Origin of the sequence: Microbacterium sp. R86528, assembly GCF_044596335.1 — a bacterium.
Classification (GTDB): domain Bacteria; phylum Actinomycetota; class Actinomycetes; order Actinomycetales; family Microbacteriaceae; genus Microbacterium; species Microbacterium marmarense.
Genome location: NZ_CP138996.1, coordinates 1380041 through 1394646, shown reverse-complemented (window position 1 = coordinate 1394646; position 14606 = coordinate 1380041). Strand labels below are relative to the sequence as shown.

Sequence of the window (14606 nt, the reverse complement as noted above, 5' to 3'; positions counted from 1 at the left end):
GGCGTGGTTCGTGTCTGGGAAAGTGCGCGAATGCTCGGCGAGTTCGCGCAGCTTGGCCCACATGAGTGGGTGGATGCTGCGCAAGGGCGGGGCTCGCGGGGCGGCGGCGCCTCGTTGGCTAGGAGAAGAGAGTCGCGCCGAGCGGGGTTCTCGCGTCGTAGCCCGGGAGGATCGCGAAGGCGCCGCCCGCGGTGGCGTGCATATAGACGAAGAGGTCGTCGATCTCTTCCATGCGCACCATTGTTTTGGCGAACGCGTCGGTGTTGATCGAGTAGCTCAAGAACACGTGGCCGACGTCATCGGCGGAGTTGACGTAGTTGTAGCTGCGGCGCAGCATCAGCAGGCTGCCGGTGAACGAAGGGTGCGCGGCGCGGGCGTGTGCGCGTGCGGGCACGAGAAAGTCGCCCTCGGGTGACTTCGACAGCAGGTTGATGTCGTCGTCACGCTCGCCGCCCGACAGCGGCACCCCCGTAGCGCGCTCGCGGCCCATCACAGCGTCTTGCTCGCTCAGCCCGAGGGCAGCGAACGCTGCGGTATCGAGCTCAAAATGTCGGGCAACACAGATAGTGCCACCGGCGAGCGGGCCAGACGAGATCCACACATCAGACGCGAGGTCTTCTGGGGTTCGCGGCACGGTGATGCCGTCAAAGTAGCCGAACGGGTTGCGGCTCACGCCGTCGCCCGCGGCGGCGTAGCCGCGGAAGCTCAGTTGCGACCAGGCGAGCGTGACGCCGCCGAGCGCTTCGGTCATCGCGCGAAGTGACGCGTCGAGCACGCCCGGGTCGGTCGCGTTCACACTGATGAACACGTCACCGCTGAGCGCGGCCTCGGGCAGGGCATCATCGCCAGAGAACATCGGGATGGCAACGAGCTCAGCCGTTGACGGGTCGTCGCTGAGCTCAAGTGGTCGAGCGCCGAGACCGATCGTGATCGTCAGGTCGCCGGGGCCGTCGGGCGTCACCGTGTCATCGCCCGGAGGGGTGCAGAGTGTGAGAATGCGCAACCCAGCGTTCGCCAGTGCTGCGCCGATCGCCTCGTGGGCTGCGGCGTCGTCTGCCGCGGCGTCAATCACGTCAAGAAAGCCGACGGCAATCAGCGCGTGAGCCTGGCGCACCGCAGGTCGGGTAACGCCTGCTTGTTCTGGGCCGGCAGCATCTACGGGTTGGCCCTCGGGCGCCGCAGTTGCGGTCGCGACCGGAGCAGGTGTTGTCGAGTCAGCGAGGGCTCGCGTTGCGGCGACGCCCGCTGCCGCGCCCACGCCGATGCTGGCAATGCCGCCGAACAGCGCGGCGCGGCGCGAGATGCCGGTGCTCTGTTCTGGCTCGTCGGGCTGTGCGGTGCCCGAGGTGTCGCCGGTCATTCGGCGACTCCGAGGCGGGTGCCGTCAGGCGCGTCAAAGTCGACCGTGCTCCACGACGCGCCCACGCGCACCTCGGCGCGCCACATCGTGCCTTCTTCATCAACCCACAGGCGCAAACCCGACTCATCAGCGCTCGGCAACTCAGATACCGCGTCATCGCTGGGGGGAGCCACGAACACCGACACCTCGATGCCGTCGACGGCATCGTTGCGCAACCAGAGTGCTCCCGACTGCTGCACGAGCAGCGGGTTGTCGGGGCGATCGCTGCCCAGGGCGAGCGTCGTTGCGAGCACGGCGTCGAGAGCGCTCGTTGAGATGTCGACGGGGCGCGCACCCCACGACAGGTCGGCTTCTGCCTCGGCAAGCGTCGGCGCCGGCAACGGCGGGAACTCGCCGGCGGCCAGATCAGCGCCGGTTGCGGCGGTGGTCTCGTGGTTCCAAACGACCACACCGGATTCACCGCTGTCGCTCGCCACTGCCGCGTAGCCCTCACCCGAGACCCAGTCGACCCAGCCGGTGATTGCGAGCTGCTGACCTGACTCTTCGACGGAGGTCTGAAACGGACGACTGGTGTCGTCGTAGTTGCGAAAGCGGGTGATCGCGAGAATCTGCGCCTGCTCGGTGGTGACACCGATCGCGGTCGCCGTAGGCGCGTTGCCCTCGCCCGAGGCGGTGCATGCCGCAAGCGACATGCATAGCGATGCCGTAAGCGCCGCGGCGAGAATTCGACGTCGGATGCTCATCGGGTTCCGATCCGATCGGCGAACAGATCGGCGCTGGGAACGGGGTAGGTGGTGATGTCTGGCATCACGATCTCGTCGGGCAGCATCCCCGCCGCTGAAGAGAACTGTGGCTGGTCTACGGGGGCCGCGACCTTCAAGAAGCTGACCCCCTGCGGCGCTTCGACCTGCGGGAGGTCGGCGGTGGTGGCTGCCGGGTCATCACCTTCGCTGCACGCAGTCGCTGCCTCGAGCAACGCTGCGGGCAACGCGGTGAACGTCTCATCGATGCACGTGCCGGTGGCAGGTGCACGTTCGGCAGAGACATTTGCGACGTCGACGCCGTTGTTCGCAAACTGCGTCAGTTGCAGGGTCAAACCGATCGTGGCGAGGTCTTCGGTATTCGAGATCAACAGCCCCGCGCGCGGGTTGCCGGTGACGCGGTTGTTGATGAAGAGGTCGTCAACGCCGCCCGAGACGCCGATGCCGATGCCAAAACCGCCGTCGGCTTGCGAGGGGGAGTCGGCCGAGACGTTGTCGCTGACCAGGTTGCCTGCCACTTCGTTGTCGCGTTGTGGGCTGAACGCCTCAACGTAGTTCGACAGGAACGTCATGCCGACACGGTTGCCTGAGAAGCGGTTGCCGACGACCGTGAGTCCCGAAGCGTTGGCGTTCTCGAAGCCCACCGCGTTGCGCTCGGCCACATTGCCCTCGACGAGAATGTTGCAGGTTTCGCACTGGCCGACATAGAAACCGCTGTCGGCCGAACCCGAAGCGTATGAATCACTGATCACACCGTGCTGTGCATTGAAGGCATAGATGCCATAGAGGCCGTTGTTGTGTGCGGTGACGCCCTGGATAGCAAATCGCTGCAGGGGCGGAAAGGCATCGGGGTCAAACGGCTCGTAGGCGCCGGCGCCGTGGGCGGCAGGGCCTGCTTCGTCGTGCAGTCCGGTGACGAGCACGCCGTAGAAGGTGGCGCCCGTGACGGTGAGGTTCTCGATGCGCACGCCGTCGGCGATGCCGACCACGCCATAGGGGCGTAGCCCTTCACCGTCGATGATCGTCGCGTTGCGGTCGGCTCCGCGAACGGTGACGTCTGGGGTTGAGACGAGAAGTTGCTCGGTCCAGACACCTGCGCCGATTTCGATGGTTCCGCCCTCGGCGACGAGCTCAGACGCTTCGGCGAGCGTTTCAGCGTCACCGGGCACCTGCACCAGGTCGAGAGCGGTGGGGGTCTCGGGTGCGGGCGTCGCAGCGCAGCCCGCGGTGACCGTCAGAAACGCGGTGACCACGAGCGCCAGAGAGGCCAATCGGCGTCGTACCCGCATGGGGGCAAGTCTATCGGGTGAGTGTGGCGCGGCACTTGGCGCTAGGCGCTAGGCGCCCACGGCGTTCCACGACAGCGACTCGATGTAGCGCAGCAGCACTCCTTCACGCAGCGCCCACGGGCACACCTCGAGCTCGTCGATGTCCATCGCCTTCATCGCCTGGTGCACCACAACGGCAGCCGCAACGATCTGGAACGTGCGGTCGGGAGTGATGCCCGGCAGCTCTTGTCGCGCTTCGGCGGGAATGCGGGCGAGGCGGGGAATCCATGCTTTGAGCGCCTGGCGGGGCAACACCATGCGGTCGATACCCGACCATCCGGGCATCGGGTAGCCAGCCAGTTTCGCCAGCGAGCGGATCGCCTTGCTCGTGCCGACCACGTGGTCGGGGCGGGGGAGCGACGCGAAGCGCTCGGCCACCGGCGCAAGAGTGGATGCCGCGTGCTGCCGCAGTGCGTCGATCTGATCGTCGCTCGGGGGATCGTTCGGCAGAAACTGCACGGTCGTGCGCCCGGCGCCCAGCGGCACCGACTCGGCGAGGTCGGGCAGCTCATCGCCGCCGCCGGCCAGTTCGAGCGAACCGCCGCCGATGTCGAACAGCAGAATCTGGCCCGCGGCCCAACCGAACCAGCGGCGTACCGCCAAGAAGGTATAGCGCGCCTCGGTCTCGCCGCCGAGCACCTGCAGCTGCTGACCGAGCGCCTCTTCAATGCGCGCGATCACCGCCGCACCGTTCGTCGCATCACGCACAGCCGAAGTCGCCGTCGCGAGCAGCTCGTCGACCCTCTCGACGGCAGCGGTCTCGCGCGCTTGGCCGACGGCGGCGACCAGAGCCTGAACACCCTCTTCGCTGATCGAGCCATCCGCTTCGAGGTAGCGCATCAGCCGCAACACGGTGCGCTGGCTCGTGGTCGCCAATGGGCGCCCCCCGGGCCTCACATCGGCGACGAGCAGGTGGACGGTATTCGAACCGATGTCGAGAACTCCCAAGCGCACGGCTTCAGGGTAGCGCGTGGGGGGTTATACGATGAGCGGGATGTCCATTGACGCAGCATCCACCACCTCTGCCGCGCACTCTCTCTATCGCGAGATCGACCGCGGTGAGTGGGCGCGCCTGGCCGGCGGGCTTTCGCAGCCCCTCGCCGAAACCGAGGTCGTGCAGATTCGAGGCATCGGTGACCGCCTCGACATGGCCGAGGTCAGCGAAGTGTATCTGCCGCTGTCGCGCCTGCTGTCGCTCTATGCCGAGACGACCAAGCGCCTGGGCGCCGAAACCAGTGCGTTTCTGAGCGAGCCCGATTCGACCACTCCTTTCGTGGTGGGTGTGGCCGGATCGGTCGCTGTCGGCAAGTCGACGATCGCCCGTCTGCTGCGCGAACTGATGAGCCGCTGGCCGGGAACACCCAGGGTCGAACTCGTCACGACCGACGGCTTCTTGTACCCGAACGCCGAACTCGAGCGCCGCGGCATCATGGACCGCAAGGGCTTTCCTGAGTCATACGATCGCCGCGCGCTGGTGGATTTTCTCACGCGCGTGAAGAGCGGCGACCCCGAGGTGCACGCGCCGTTCTACTCGCATATGCGCTACGACATCGTTCCCGAAGCGCGCGTCACGATGCGTCGCCCCGACGTGGTGATTGTCGAGGGGTTGAACGTGCTGCAGCCGCCGCCGTCTCCGAACGAGGTTGCCGTGAGCGACCTGTTCGACTTTTCGATCTATGTGGATGCTGACACCGACAACGTCGCCGGATGGTTCGCCGACCGCTTCTTGGCGTTGCGCCGCGGCGCATTCAGCAACCCGAACTCGTTCTTCAACGTATTCGCCGAGCTGAGCGACGAAGAGGCGCTCGAGATGGCAATGGGGTTCTGGAACGACATCAACCTGCCGAACCTGGTCGAAAACGTCGCCCCCACCAAACACCGCGCCACGCTGGTCTTGCAGAAGGGGCAAAACCACGCGGTGGAGCGCGTGCTGCTGCGCAAGGTTTAGCAGCATCCATTCGTTCAGACCCCTCGCATACCCTCGCGCCTACCATTGGGTGCATGTGTGGAATCGTCGGATACGTGGGCCCGCGCCAGAGCCAGCCCATTCTTATTGCGGGACTGTCGCGACTCGAGTACCGCGGATATGACTCCGCTGGCGTAGCGGTCATCGACGGCGAAGGTGACCTGGGAATGCGCAAGCGCTCGGGCAAGCTCGCCGTGCTGCGTGACGACCTCGCCGCCCACCCGCTCGCCGATGGCACGACCGGAATCGGCCACACGCGCTGGGCGACGCACGGCAGTCCCACCGACGAGAACGCGCACCCGCACCTTGCCGACGACGATGAGCTCGCGGTCATCCACAACGGCATCATCGAGAACTTCGCTGAGATCAAAGCCGAGCTCGTGTCTGAGGGCTACACCTTTCGCAGCGAGACCGACACCGAAGCAGCCGCCGTGCTGCTGGGCCGTGAGTACCGCAACAGCGGCAACGACCTGGTGGCGGCTTTTCGCGCGGTGGCAGCACGCCTCGAAGGCGCCTTCACCCTGCTCGCGATGCACAAGAGCCAGCCCGGACTCGTTGTCGGCGCTCGCCGCAACTCGCCCCTGGTGATCGGCCTCGGTGAGGGCGAGAACTTCTTGGCCTCAGACGTCGCAGCCTTCGTCGAGCACACCCGCAACGCGCTGGCGATCGGGCAAGACCAGATCGTCGCGATCACCCCGACGAGCGTTTCGGTCACCGATTTCAACGGAAACCCGGTCGAGGTCGAACCGTTTGAAGTGCTGTGGGATGCTGGCGCCGCCGACAAAGGCGGATGGTCATCGTTCATGGCCAAAGAGGTGTCAGAAGAGCCCGAAGCTGTGGCCAACACGCTGCGCGGTCGCTCGCACGACGGTGTCGTCACGATTCCCGAGCTCGAAGGACTCGACGATCTGTTCGCCGGCATCAACCGCGTGATCATCGTTGCCTGTGGCACCGCCTCATACGCCGGCATGACGGCGAAATATGCGTTCGAGCAGTGGACTCGCATTCCGGTCGAGGTCGAACTCGCGCACGAGTTTCGCTACCGCGACCCCGTGATCGGACCGAGCACGCTCGTCGTGTCGATCAGCCAGTCGGGCGAGACGATGGACACGCTCATGGCGGTCAAGTTCGCCCGCGAGGGCGGCGCGAAGACCGTGTCGATCTGCAACACGCAGGGCGCCACGATTCCGCGCGAGTCAGATGCGATCGTCTACACCCACGCAGGCCCCGAGGTCGCTGTCGCTTCAACGAAGGCGTTCGTCGCCCAGATCACGGCGCTGTATCTGCTCGCGCTTCACGTATCGCAGGTGCGCGGTTCGCAGTCGAAGCTGGCGATTGCCGACGCACTGCGCGAGCTCGAAGCGATCCCCGCGAAGATCTCGCAGATTCTCGAACGCGAGCAGGCTCACATCGAACAGTTCGCCGGGTGGATGGCTGACACGCGTTCGGTGCTGTTCCTGGGGCGTCACGTCGGCTACCCGATTGCACTCGAGGGTGCACTGAAGCTGAAAGAGATCTCGTACATTCACGCCGAGGGCTTTGCTGCGGGTGAGCTCAAGCACGGACCGATCGCGCTCATCGAGCCCGGCCAGCCGGTGTTCGTCATCGTGCCGTCGCCGCGCGAGTCAGCTGAGATGCACAAGAAGGTCGTCTCGAGCATTCAAGAGATTCGTGCGCGCGGCGCGCGGGTGATCGTCGTTGCCGAAGAGGGAGACGCCGCGGTGCTTCCCTACGCCGACGAGGTGCTGCGCATTCCGCTGGCCGGTCGGTTGTATGAGCCTCTGCTGGCGGTCGTGCCCCTGCACATCTTTGCAATGGGTCTCGCGACGGCGAAGGGGCTCGACGTCGACCAGCCGCGCAACCTCGCGAAGTCTGTCACCGTCGAGTAGCGAGCGCCGCGGGCGCGCGGGCGCGCGGGCGCGGGAGCACGACGCCGGGCACGTAGCGCGCAGGCGCCGCGAGCGCGGCACTGTGGGAGCGCGGCGCGGCGGAAGCGCAATCGGTCAGGTGGCGTTCAGCATTCGTTCACTGACACGAAGCCTTGCGGCATTCAAAGGCTCTAACTTCAGGCTGTTCCCCCACGACCTGAAAGTTCTTGATGATTGTCGCGCCTGCTCGCCTTCGCCCGTCCGTTCTCGTTGCTGCGTCTGCAGTACTCGCGCTAGGAGTCGGGCTACTCGCGCCGACCACGGCCACCGCTGCTGAAATCGCTGAGGCGCCGGCTCTGCTCGTAACAGAAATCGTTCCCGACAACGTCGGATACGACGACTTTGAGTATTTCGAAGTGCACAACACCACCGATGATGCGATTGCTCTCGACACCGCGGGCATCACATTCGCATACGTCTACGGCGACACCGATGACCGAGACCGCGACGTTGCGCTCAGCGTTCCCGCGGGCACCGTGATCGATGCCCACGAGACGGTCGTGTTCTGGCTGAACTACACCACATCAACGGTCGACAGCTTCGCTCGTTCAGCGGAAGAGTTTCGCGAACACTTCGAAGCCACGCAGCCTGATTTCGACTACGACGTCGTGCGTGTCGAAGGCCAAGGGGGCATGGCGAACAGCGGAGATCGCGGAATTCGCGTCAGCGACGAAAGCGCCGAGATCAGCCGCTCGATCTACCCGGCGGGATCGGTGTCAACCGACCTCGGTGCCAGCTTTCGGGTGACCACATCGAGCACGAGCATGGACATGCTCGAAGCGACGACCGCCCCAACCCCCGGCGTTCTGGCGGAGAACACCCTGGTGGTCGCAGAGCCAGAAGCGCCCGGCGAAACGCTTCCACTCGATGCAAGAGAACTACTGATCACAGAGTTCGCGCCGAACAACGTGGGCGCTGACGCATACGAATACGTCGAGATCGTAAACACCACCGATCGCGACATTGATCTGGCTGAATCAGACGTCACTTTCATCTACGACTACCTCTCTGGCGAAAAAGCACTCGACTACCCGGCTGACAGCACCGTGCCCGCCGGTGGTACGGCCGTGCTGTGGTCGCAGTACTCGCCCAACACCGATGGCCTCAGCGACGCAGACTTTCGGGCGTTTTACGCCACCGCTGACGACTACACGATCATTCCGATCACCGGTCAAGCAGGTTTCGCGAACACCGCCGACCGTGGGCTGCGCATCGAATCTGGCGACACCGTTGTGTCGGTCGCGCACTACGCCGGCTCTGAGGTGGGCAACGGGCTTGGTGTCGACTACCGGTTGCCCACGCGCACGGCCGACGTGACCATGGCTGTGCTGCGCGCACTTGCCGACCCAACGCCGGGAACAGTGAGCGCTGAAGCGTTTGTCGCGCAGCCGTTCGTCGCCACGCCCGATCCCGACCTGGTGACCTCGCCGCTACAGGTGACTGAGATCGCACCTGACACCGCAAACGTCTCTGGCTCAGACGCCTACGAATTCATTGAGGTGTACAACTCGACAAGCGCGCCGATCGACTTTCGCGACTACACGCTGAAGTACCTCTACCCGTTGGCTGACCTGACAAACTCTGCGACCGCACTCTGGCCGGCCACGAATCGGAATGCCATCATCGAGCCCGGCAAAGCAATCGTCTTCTGGGTGAAGAACGGCGCGAACGACGCGCTCACCGCAGACGACTTCAACGCCCACTTCTCGAGCAACCTCGTCGCCGACAGCACGCTGTTCGAAATCGAATCCGCAGGAATGGCGAACACCGCTGCTCGCGGCATTGAGATCGTCACCAACACGGGGTTCAGCGTGAACCGCGCCTACTACAACCTCGGTGGTGTCGACGACACTACGCCCGACATGCCCGTGCAATACGCAGTGAACGCCGCCGACACCACGCTTCAGACCAAGCTCGGCACTGCGGTCGCAACACCGGGATCGATCTACCCTGAGCAGGTCGAGGCAGGGTTGATGATCGTTGCACCAGACGCTGTGCTGCCGGCGATCGTCGATGCCACAGAAACCGAGATCACGCCCGGCGAAGACTTCGCCATGGCCTTCACCGCGAGTGACGACGTGCAGGTGAAAACGTTCATTCTGTCGGTGCGCAACAACCTCGAAGAGCGCTATACAGACGTCGAGCTGCTGGCCGACGGTGACCACTACAGCCACGCAATCAACGCCGTCGACCTCACCGGCAAGAAGTGGTTCGAGTACTACGTCACTGTGCGCGACGGATCCAATGAGGTCGTCACCGACGTGCAACGCGCCACCGTGATCGGCGCAGACACCGCGGCGTTGCGCCTCAACCTCGAAGATGGCGCGTGGGTCAACGGAGTGGTCGACGTGGTTGCTGGCACAGATCAGCATCCATCGAATGTCGAACTGCGCGTCGATGATGTCGCGGTCGAGAGCGTCGACCAGCTCGAAACTGAGCCCGTCTTCGCGTTCGAAGCGAGCGGTGTCGATACGTTCTTCCGCAATGGCGTGCGTATCGGAGACGACGTGCTGCGCATATTCGACGACGGAATCTATTCGGGCTGGGAGACGATCTCGACTCCCGTGCCGCTGTCGTACTTGGCAGGAACAGATCAAGTCACCCTCAGCGTGTGGGCAGGCACCAAAGCTGCCCCAGAGATCAACCTCGACGAGAACAACGACGATTTCACCATTCGCAATCTGCGGTTGATTCTGCCCGACGGGCGGGCGCTGTATCCCGCAGGGTACGAGGACGCCACCGCGATTCTCGCGATGGGCGACAGCACCGGAAAACTCGACTTCTACGACGCCGAGTTCACCATTCCTGCCGATGCGAACACCGCAGCAGGCTACAGCTGGGACACCGCGGCTGCAGCCGACGGCACCCACGTTGTACAGGCCAGCACTGAAGGGCTTGTGGCGGCAGCATCCGTTCTCGTTGACAACACTGAACCGTCGATCGTGACCGACCTTGTCGAGGGAACCCGCTACCAAGGCGAGTTCGTGATCGACGCGACCGCGACAGATGAAGGCTCAGGCCTCGAATCGATGACGGCGAGCCTCGACGGCAAGGCAATCGAATTGCCATTCGCCACCTCGTCAATCACGCTGAGCGATGGCGATCACACCGTTGTGTTCTCAGCGAAGGATGCTGTGGGCAACACGACTGAGTTGTCAGTCGCATTCACCACTCCGGTAGAAGAGCCCGGCAACGAGTTGATCTCGCCCGAAGACGGCGCGATCGCGACCGAGGGCGAAGACATCACCCTGACCGCGCGAGCAACTGACCCGACCGGCGATGCGCTCACCGTGACCTTCGCCGAGGCGTACCGCCTCTCACTGGGAGAGCAAATCGACGTGACCACGGGCACCGTGACCACTGCCGACACTCTTGAACGAGCCGAAGGGCGAGCGCTGACCGCTGCGGAGATCGAGCAGATCGGCCGAATCGACGAGGTATCGCTGAGCGAAGCGAGTGACACCGCGTTCCCGTATCAAATGTTCGAGGTGACCGTGCCAGCTGAGGCTGGCACGGACTCACGGGTTCGGCTGCGCTGGGATGGTTCGGCCAACTCCGAGGCGAAGGTGCTGCTCTACGGCCTTGGCACCGATGGTGACTGGCATGAGCTTGATCGAGCGCTGACGACCGACGGCGCCGAGACGTCGTTCACGCTGAACGCGCTGGTCGACTCGGCAGACTATGTCATCGACGGCGCCGTGACGGCGCTGGTGCAGCACTCCGAAGGCTTCGCTGGCACCGATCTCTCGAGCCGGGAGTCGGTCATCGAGCCCAACAACGTTGAAGACACCCCGCGGTCGGAGTATGACTTCACGCTCGCGTGGGAATCAGACACGCAGTACTACAACGAAGAGTTTCACCAGCACCAAACCGCAATTCACGACTACCTGTTGCAAGAGCGCACCGACTTGAACCTGCAGTACCTGTTTCACACCGGCGACATCGTGGATGACTATGACCAGCTGTGGCAGTGGGACTATGCCGTGCCCGAGTACGACAAGCTCGACGCGGCAGAACTGCCCTACGGCGTGCTCGCCGGAAACCACGACGTGGGACACAAGGAGATCGACTACACCAACTACGGCACTTTCTTCGGTGACGAACGCTTCGCCAGCAACCCGTGGTTTGGCGGCAGCTATGAGAACAACCGTGGTCACTACGATCTGATGACCGTCGGAGGCATCGACTTCTTGATGCTCTACGTGGGCTGGGGACCAGGTGACGCCGAGATCGCGTGGATGAACGAGATTCTCGCGCAGTACCCCGAACGAATCGCCATGATCAACCTGCACGAGTACATGTTGACCACCGGCGGGCTCGGACCGATTCCGCAACAGATCTATGACGAGGTCGTCGCGGCCAATGCCAACGTGCGAACCGTGTTCTCTGGCCACTATCACGATGCCTTCACTCGCATCGACGCTTTTGATGACGACGGCGATGGCACCGACGACCGCCAGGTGTATCAGATTCTGTTCGACTACCAGGGCTTGCCCGAGGGCGGCCAGGGCTACCTGAGACTGATGCACTTCGACAACGTGGGCGAGCAGATCATCTCTCGCACCTACACACCGTCGTACGACGACTACAACTCAGACGACCCTTCGCTGGAGCTGCAGCACCAGGACTTCACCATCTCGTATGAGGCACTCGGGATCGTGCCTCAGCAAAAGGTGTTGGCCACTGACGCATTCAGTGCTGAGGTGCTGGCATCTGCAGCCATTTCGACTGTCGAAAACGTCGAAAGCGGCACTGAAGTGAGTGCCCAATGGCAACCCGGGCTCGGTGTGCACGGCTGGTACGTGACCTCGTTTGACCCGTACGGCGCGACCGCCGACTCAGAGGTTCGCGTGCTCACCGTCGAAGAAGCCAGCACGGTTGATCCCGGCGACGGCGACGGCGATGGTGATGGCGAGGGCGATTCGGGGGAAGACAACGGATCAGGCGACGGCTCGGGTGATGGTGGTGCCGGCAACGGCGGCCCCGCGACGCCTTCGCTGCCCGTGCCGCTCGATGAGCTCGACCCCGCACTTGAGGGAGCGATCTCGACGACGTTACTGCGGGTCGGCGAAGCGTTCACCGTGCAGACGAACGACAGCAACGCAGGGGCCTGGGCGCAGCTTTGGCTGCACTCGACGCCGACTGCGCTCGGTGGGTGGACGCAGGTTGCGGACGACGGCAGAATTTGGGGCGTCGTTCCCTCGACGGTCGAGCCCGGCGTTCACACGCTCGTCGTGCAAACCGAAGAAGGAGTTCTGGGATGGGCGTCGGTGCAGATTGAAGCTGCGACCACCGAGGCGCCCGTCACCGAGATTCCCTCGAGCGGGGTCGGCAGCCCGGCTGCAAACGACGCAGATGACGCCGACGCCGGGGCGCTGCCCGCAACCGGCGCAACCACAGCCTGGATGTCAGGCGCTGCCGCTGCGGCAAGCCTGATGCTGGCGTTGGGAGTCATGCTGCTGCTGGTTCGGCGGCGGCGCGTAGCGCACGGAGGCTGAGTGCTGTCACGAACTGCCGCTCGCGCGCTCGCGCGGCGGCAGTTCGTGACACCTGGTTGAGCCGCGGGTGTGAGTTGAGGTCGCAGCTGGCCGGTTCGATGGGAAGGGTGCTGCGGTGCCGCGAGTGCCGCGCGCTGCGGGTAGCTCGCGCAGGCGCCGCGCGCTGCGGGTAGCTCGCGCGGGCGCCGCGCGCCGGACGCCGCGATAGTCTGGCTCGTGCCGCGACCGCGGCGCGAGAGGAGCACAGGGTGATCGTCGGAATCGGCGTCGACCTCGTCGACATCGCGCGCTTCGAGCAGACGATTGAGCGCACTCCACGCCTGCTCGAACGCCTCTTCTCGCCAGCGGAACGCGTGCTCAAGCACCGCTCGCTCGCCGGACGCTACGCCGCCAAAGAGGCCCTCATCAAAGCGCTCGGCGGTTCAGACGGTGTCTACTGGAGCGAGATCGAAGTGACTCCCGAAGAGTCGGGGCGCCCGTGGTTCACCCTCAGCGGCTCGACCGCTGATGTGGTGGTGGAGCGGGGGATCAGCAGCATCCACCTGTCGATGTCTCACGACGGCGGTTTCGCGACCGCCTACGTGATTGCCGAGAGTGCGGAGAGCACTGCATGAGCCGACTGCCTGCTGGCGTGATGCGCGAAGCGATCATCGACGTCGATGCGATCGAAGACAACGTGCGACACCTGCGCCGACTTACCGAATCTGAACTCATCGCCGTCGTCAAAGCCGATGGCTACGGCCACGGTGCCGTGCGCGCGGCTGTCGCAGCGCTCGCCGGAGGTGCCTCTCGACTGGGAGTAGCCGACATCGCCGAGGCCCTCGCGCTGCGCCGTGCCGGCATCGACGCGCCGATCATGGCGTGGCTGCACGCGCCGGGAACCTCGTTTGTCGAAGCAGCGTCGGTCAACATCGAGATCGGCGTATCGAGCTTCGAACAGCTGCTGCAGGCGGCTGAAGCATCGACCGCGGGTCGAGCAGTCGCCGTGCACCTGAAGCTCGACACCGGACTTTCGCGCAACGGCATCGCGCCCGACGAGTACCGGGTGGTGTTCGCCGAGGCCGCGCGGCTGCAGCGCCTCGGGCGTCTGAACGTCGTCGGACTGTTCAGCCACCTCTCGAATGCCTCGCCCGACGAAGACCGAGCGCAGCTCGCGCGCTTTCACGAAGGTGTGGCCGCGGCCGCGCTGGTCGGTGTGAACCCGCACCTGCTACACATTGCCGCCACCGCAGCGGCCATCGACCTGCCAGAAGCGCGCCTCGGCTGCGTGCGCGTCGGCGTGGGCATCTATGGTCTTTCGCCGTTCGACGACCGCAGTTCGGCTGACCTCGGGCTTCGACCCGCCATGACGCTGCGCGCAGCCGTGGCGGCAACGCGGCGCGTCTCGGCGGGAGCCGGAGTGTCGTATGGCTTCGACTACCGCACCGCGGCAGACACCACACTCGCGCTCGTGCCCCTCGGCTACGCCGATGGTGTGCCGCGCCAGGCGTCGGGCGCCGGCACCGTCACCATCGGCGGCCAGCGGTTCACCGTAGCGGGGCGGATCGCGATGGACCAGTTCATCGTCGATGTGGGAGATCACGCCGTTGCGGTGGGCGACGAAGTCACGCTGTTCGGCGACCCGACGCTGGGCGCACCCGCCGCCGATGACTGGGCGCGCGCAGCGTCGACCATCAACTACGACATCGTCACCCGCATCGGCCCCCGCGTCGCGCGCAAGCAGGTGTCGACGTGAGTGGCAGCATCCATTCGTTGAAAAGGGCAT

General features: G+C 64.8%; 9 protein-coding genes. 5 read left to right on the top strand and 4 right to left on the bottom strand.

Going from position 1 to position 14606, the window contains the following annotated elements:
* Positions 1-118: 118 nt before the first annotated feature.
* The 4 genes from SJY18_RS06615 to SJY18_RS06600 are packed head-to-tail and all read right to left on the bottom strand — an operon-like array spanning position 119 to position 4403.
* On the bottom strand, positions 119-1360 hold the full coding sequence (locus SJY18_RS06615) for a Dyp-type peroxidase (RefSeq protein WP_396668801.1): 1242 nt from the start codon (positions 1358-1360) through the stop codon (positions 119-121).
* A complete protein-coding gene (locus tag SJY18_RS06610) occupies positions 1357-2103 on the bottom strand; it encodes a hypothetical protein (protein WP_396668800.1) in 747 nt (248 codons plus the stop codon). The genes SJY18_RS06615 and SJY18_RS06610 overlap by 4 nt, the downstream gene beginning before the upstream one ends.
* Positions 2100-3410, bottom strand: a complete 1311-nt coding sequence (locus SJY18_RS06605; protein ID WP_396668799.1) for a right-handed parallel beta-helix repeat-containing protein — start codon at positions 3408-3410, stop codon at positions 2100-2102. Before SJY18_RS06605 ends, SJY18_RS06610 begins: the two co-directional genes overlap by 4 nt.
* Before the next feature lie 48 nt (positions 3411-3458).
* Positions 3459-4403 (bottom strand): Ppx/GppA phosphatase family protein, encoded by a 945-nt coding sequence (locus SJY18_RS06600; RefSeq protein WP_396668798.1) that lies wholly within the window; start codon positions 4401-4403, stop codon positions 3459-3461.
* 40 nt (positions 4404-4443) lie between these two features.
* Here SJY18_RS06600 and coaA point away from each other — a divergent pair, with 40 nt between their 5' ends.
* The 5 genes from coaA to alr all read left to right on the top strand — a co-directional run bounded on the left by coaA (position 4444) and on the right by alr (position 14576).
* Complete coding sequence (coaA, locus tag SJY18_RS06595) at positions 4444-5397, top strand: type I pantothenate kinase (protein ID WP_337338475.1); 954 nt, start codon at positions 4444-4446, stop codon at positions 5395-5397.
* A gap of 53 nt (positions 5398-5450) precedes the next feature.
* Positions 5451-7304, top strand: coding sequence for a glutamine--fructose-6-phosphate transaminase (isomerizing) (gene glmS / locus SJY18_RS06590; protein WP_396668797.1), 1854 nt, complete (start codon positions 5451-5453; stop codon positions 7302-7304).
* Between the two features lie 209 nt (positions 7305-7513).
* Positions 7514-12841, top strand: a complete 5328-nt coding sequence (locus tag SJY18_RS06585) for a metallophosphoesterase (RefSeq protein WP_396668796.1) — start codon at positions 7514-7516, stop codon at positions 12839-12841.
* A gap of 248 nt (positions 12842-13089) precedes the next feature.
* Complete coding sequence (locus SJY18_RS06580) at positions 13090-13455, top strand: holo-ACP synthase (RefSeq protein ID WP_337338478.1); 366 nt, start codon at positions 13090-13092, stop codon at positions 13453-13455.
* Positions 13452-14576 (top strand): alanine racemase, encoded by a 1125-nt coding sequence (gene alr, locus SJY18_RS06575; RefSeq protein ID WP_396668795.1) that lies wholly within the window; start codon positions 13452-13454, stop codon positions 14574-14576. The genes SJY18_RS06580 and alr overlap by 4 nt, the downstream gene beginning before the upstream one ends.
* Positions 14577-14606: the final 30 nt, after the last annotated feature.

Bases quoted from the DNA above. Each gene is read 5' to 3' on its own strand.
- SJY18_RS06615 (WP_396668801.1), bottom strand. From the start codon at position 1,360: ATGACCGGCGACACCTCGGGCACCGCACAGCCCGACGAGCCAGAACAG.
- SJY18_RS06610 (WP_396668800.1), bottom strand. From the start codon at position 2,103: ATGAGCATCCGACGTCGAATTCTCGCCGCGGCGCTTACGGCATCGCTA.
- SJY18_RS06605 (WP_396668799.1), bottom strand. From the start codon at position 3,410: ATGCGGGTACGACGCCGATTGGCCTCTCTGGCGCTCGTGGTCACCGCG.
- coaA (WP_337338475.1), top strand. From the start codon at position 4,444: ATGTCCATTGACGCAGCATCCACCACCTCTGCCGCGCACTCTCTCTAT.
- glmS (WP_396668797.1), top strand. From the start codon at position 5,451: ATGTGTGGAATCGTCGGATACGTGGGCCCGCGCCAGAGCCAGCCCATT.
- SJY18_RS06585 (WP_396668796.1), top strand. From the start codon at position 7,514: ATGATTGTCGCGCCTGCTCGCCTTCGCCCGTCCGTTCTCGTTGCTGCG.
- alr (WP_396668795.1), top strand. From the start codon at position 13,452: ATGAGCCGACTGCCTGCTGGCGTGATGCGCGAAGCGATCATCGACGTC.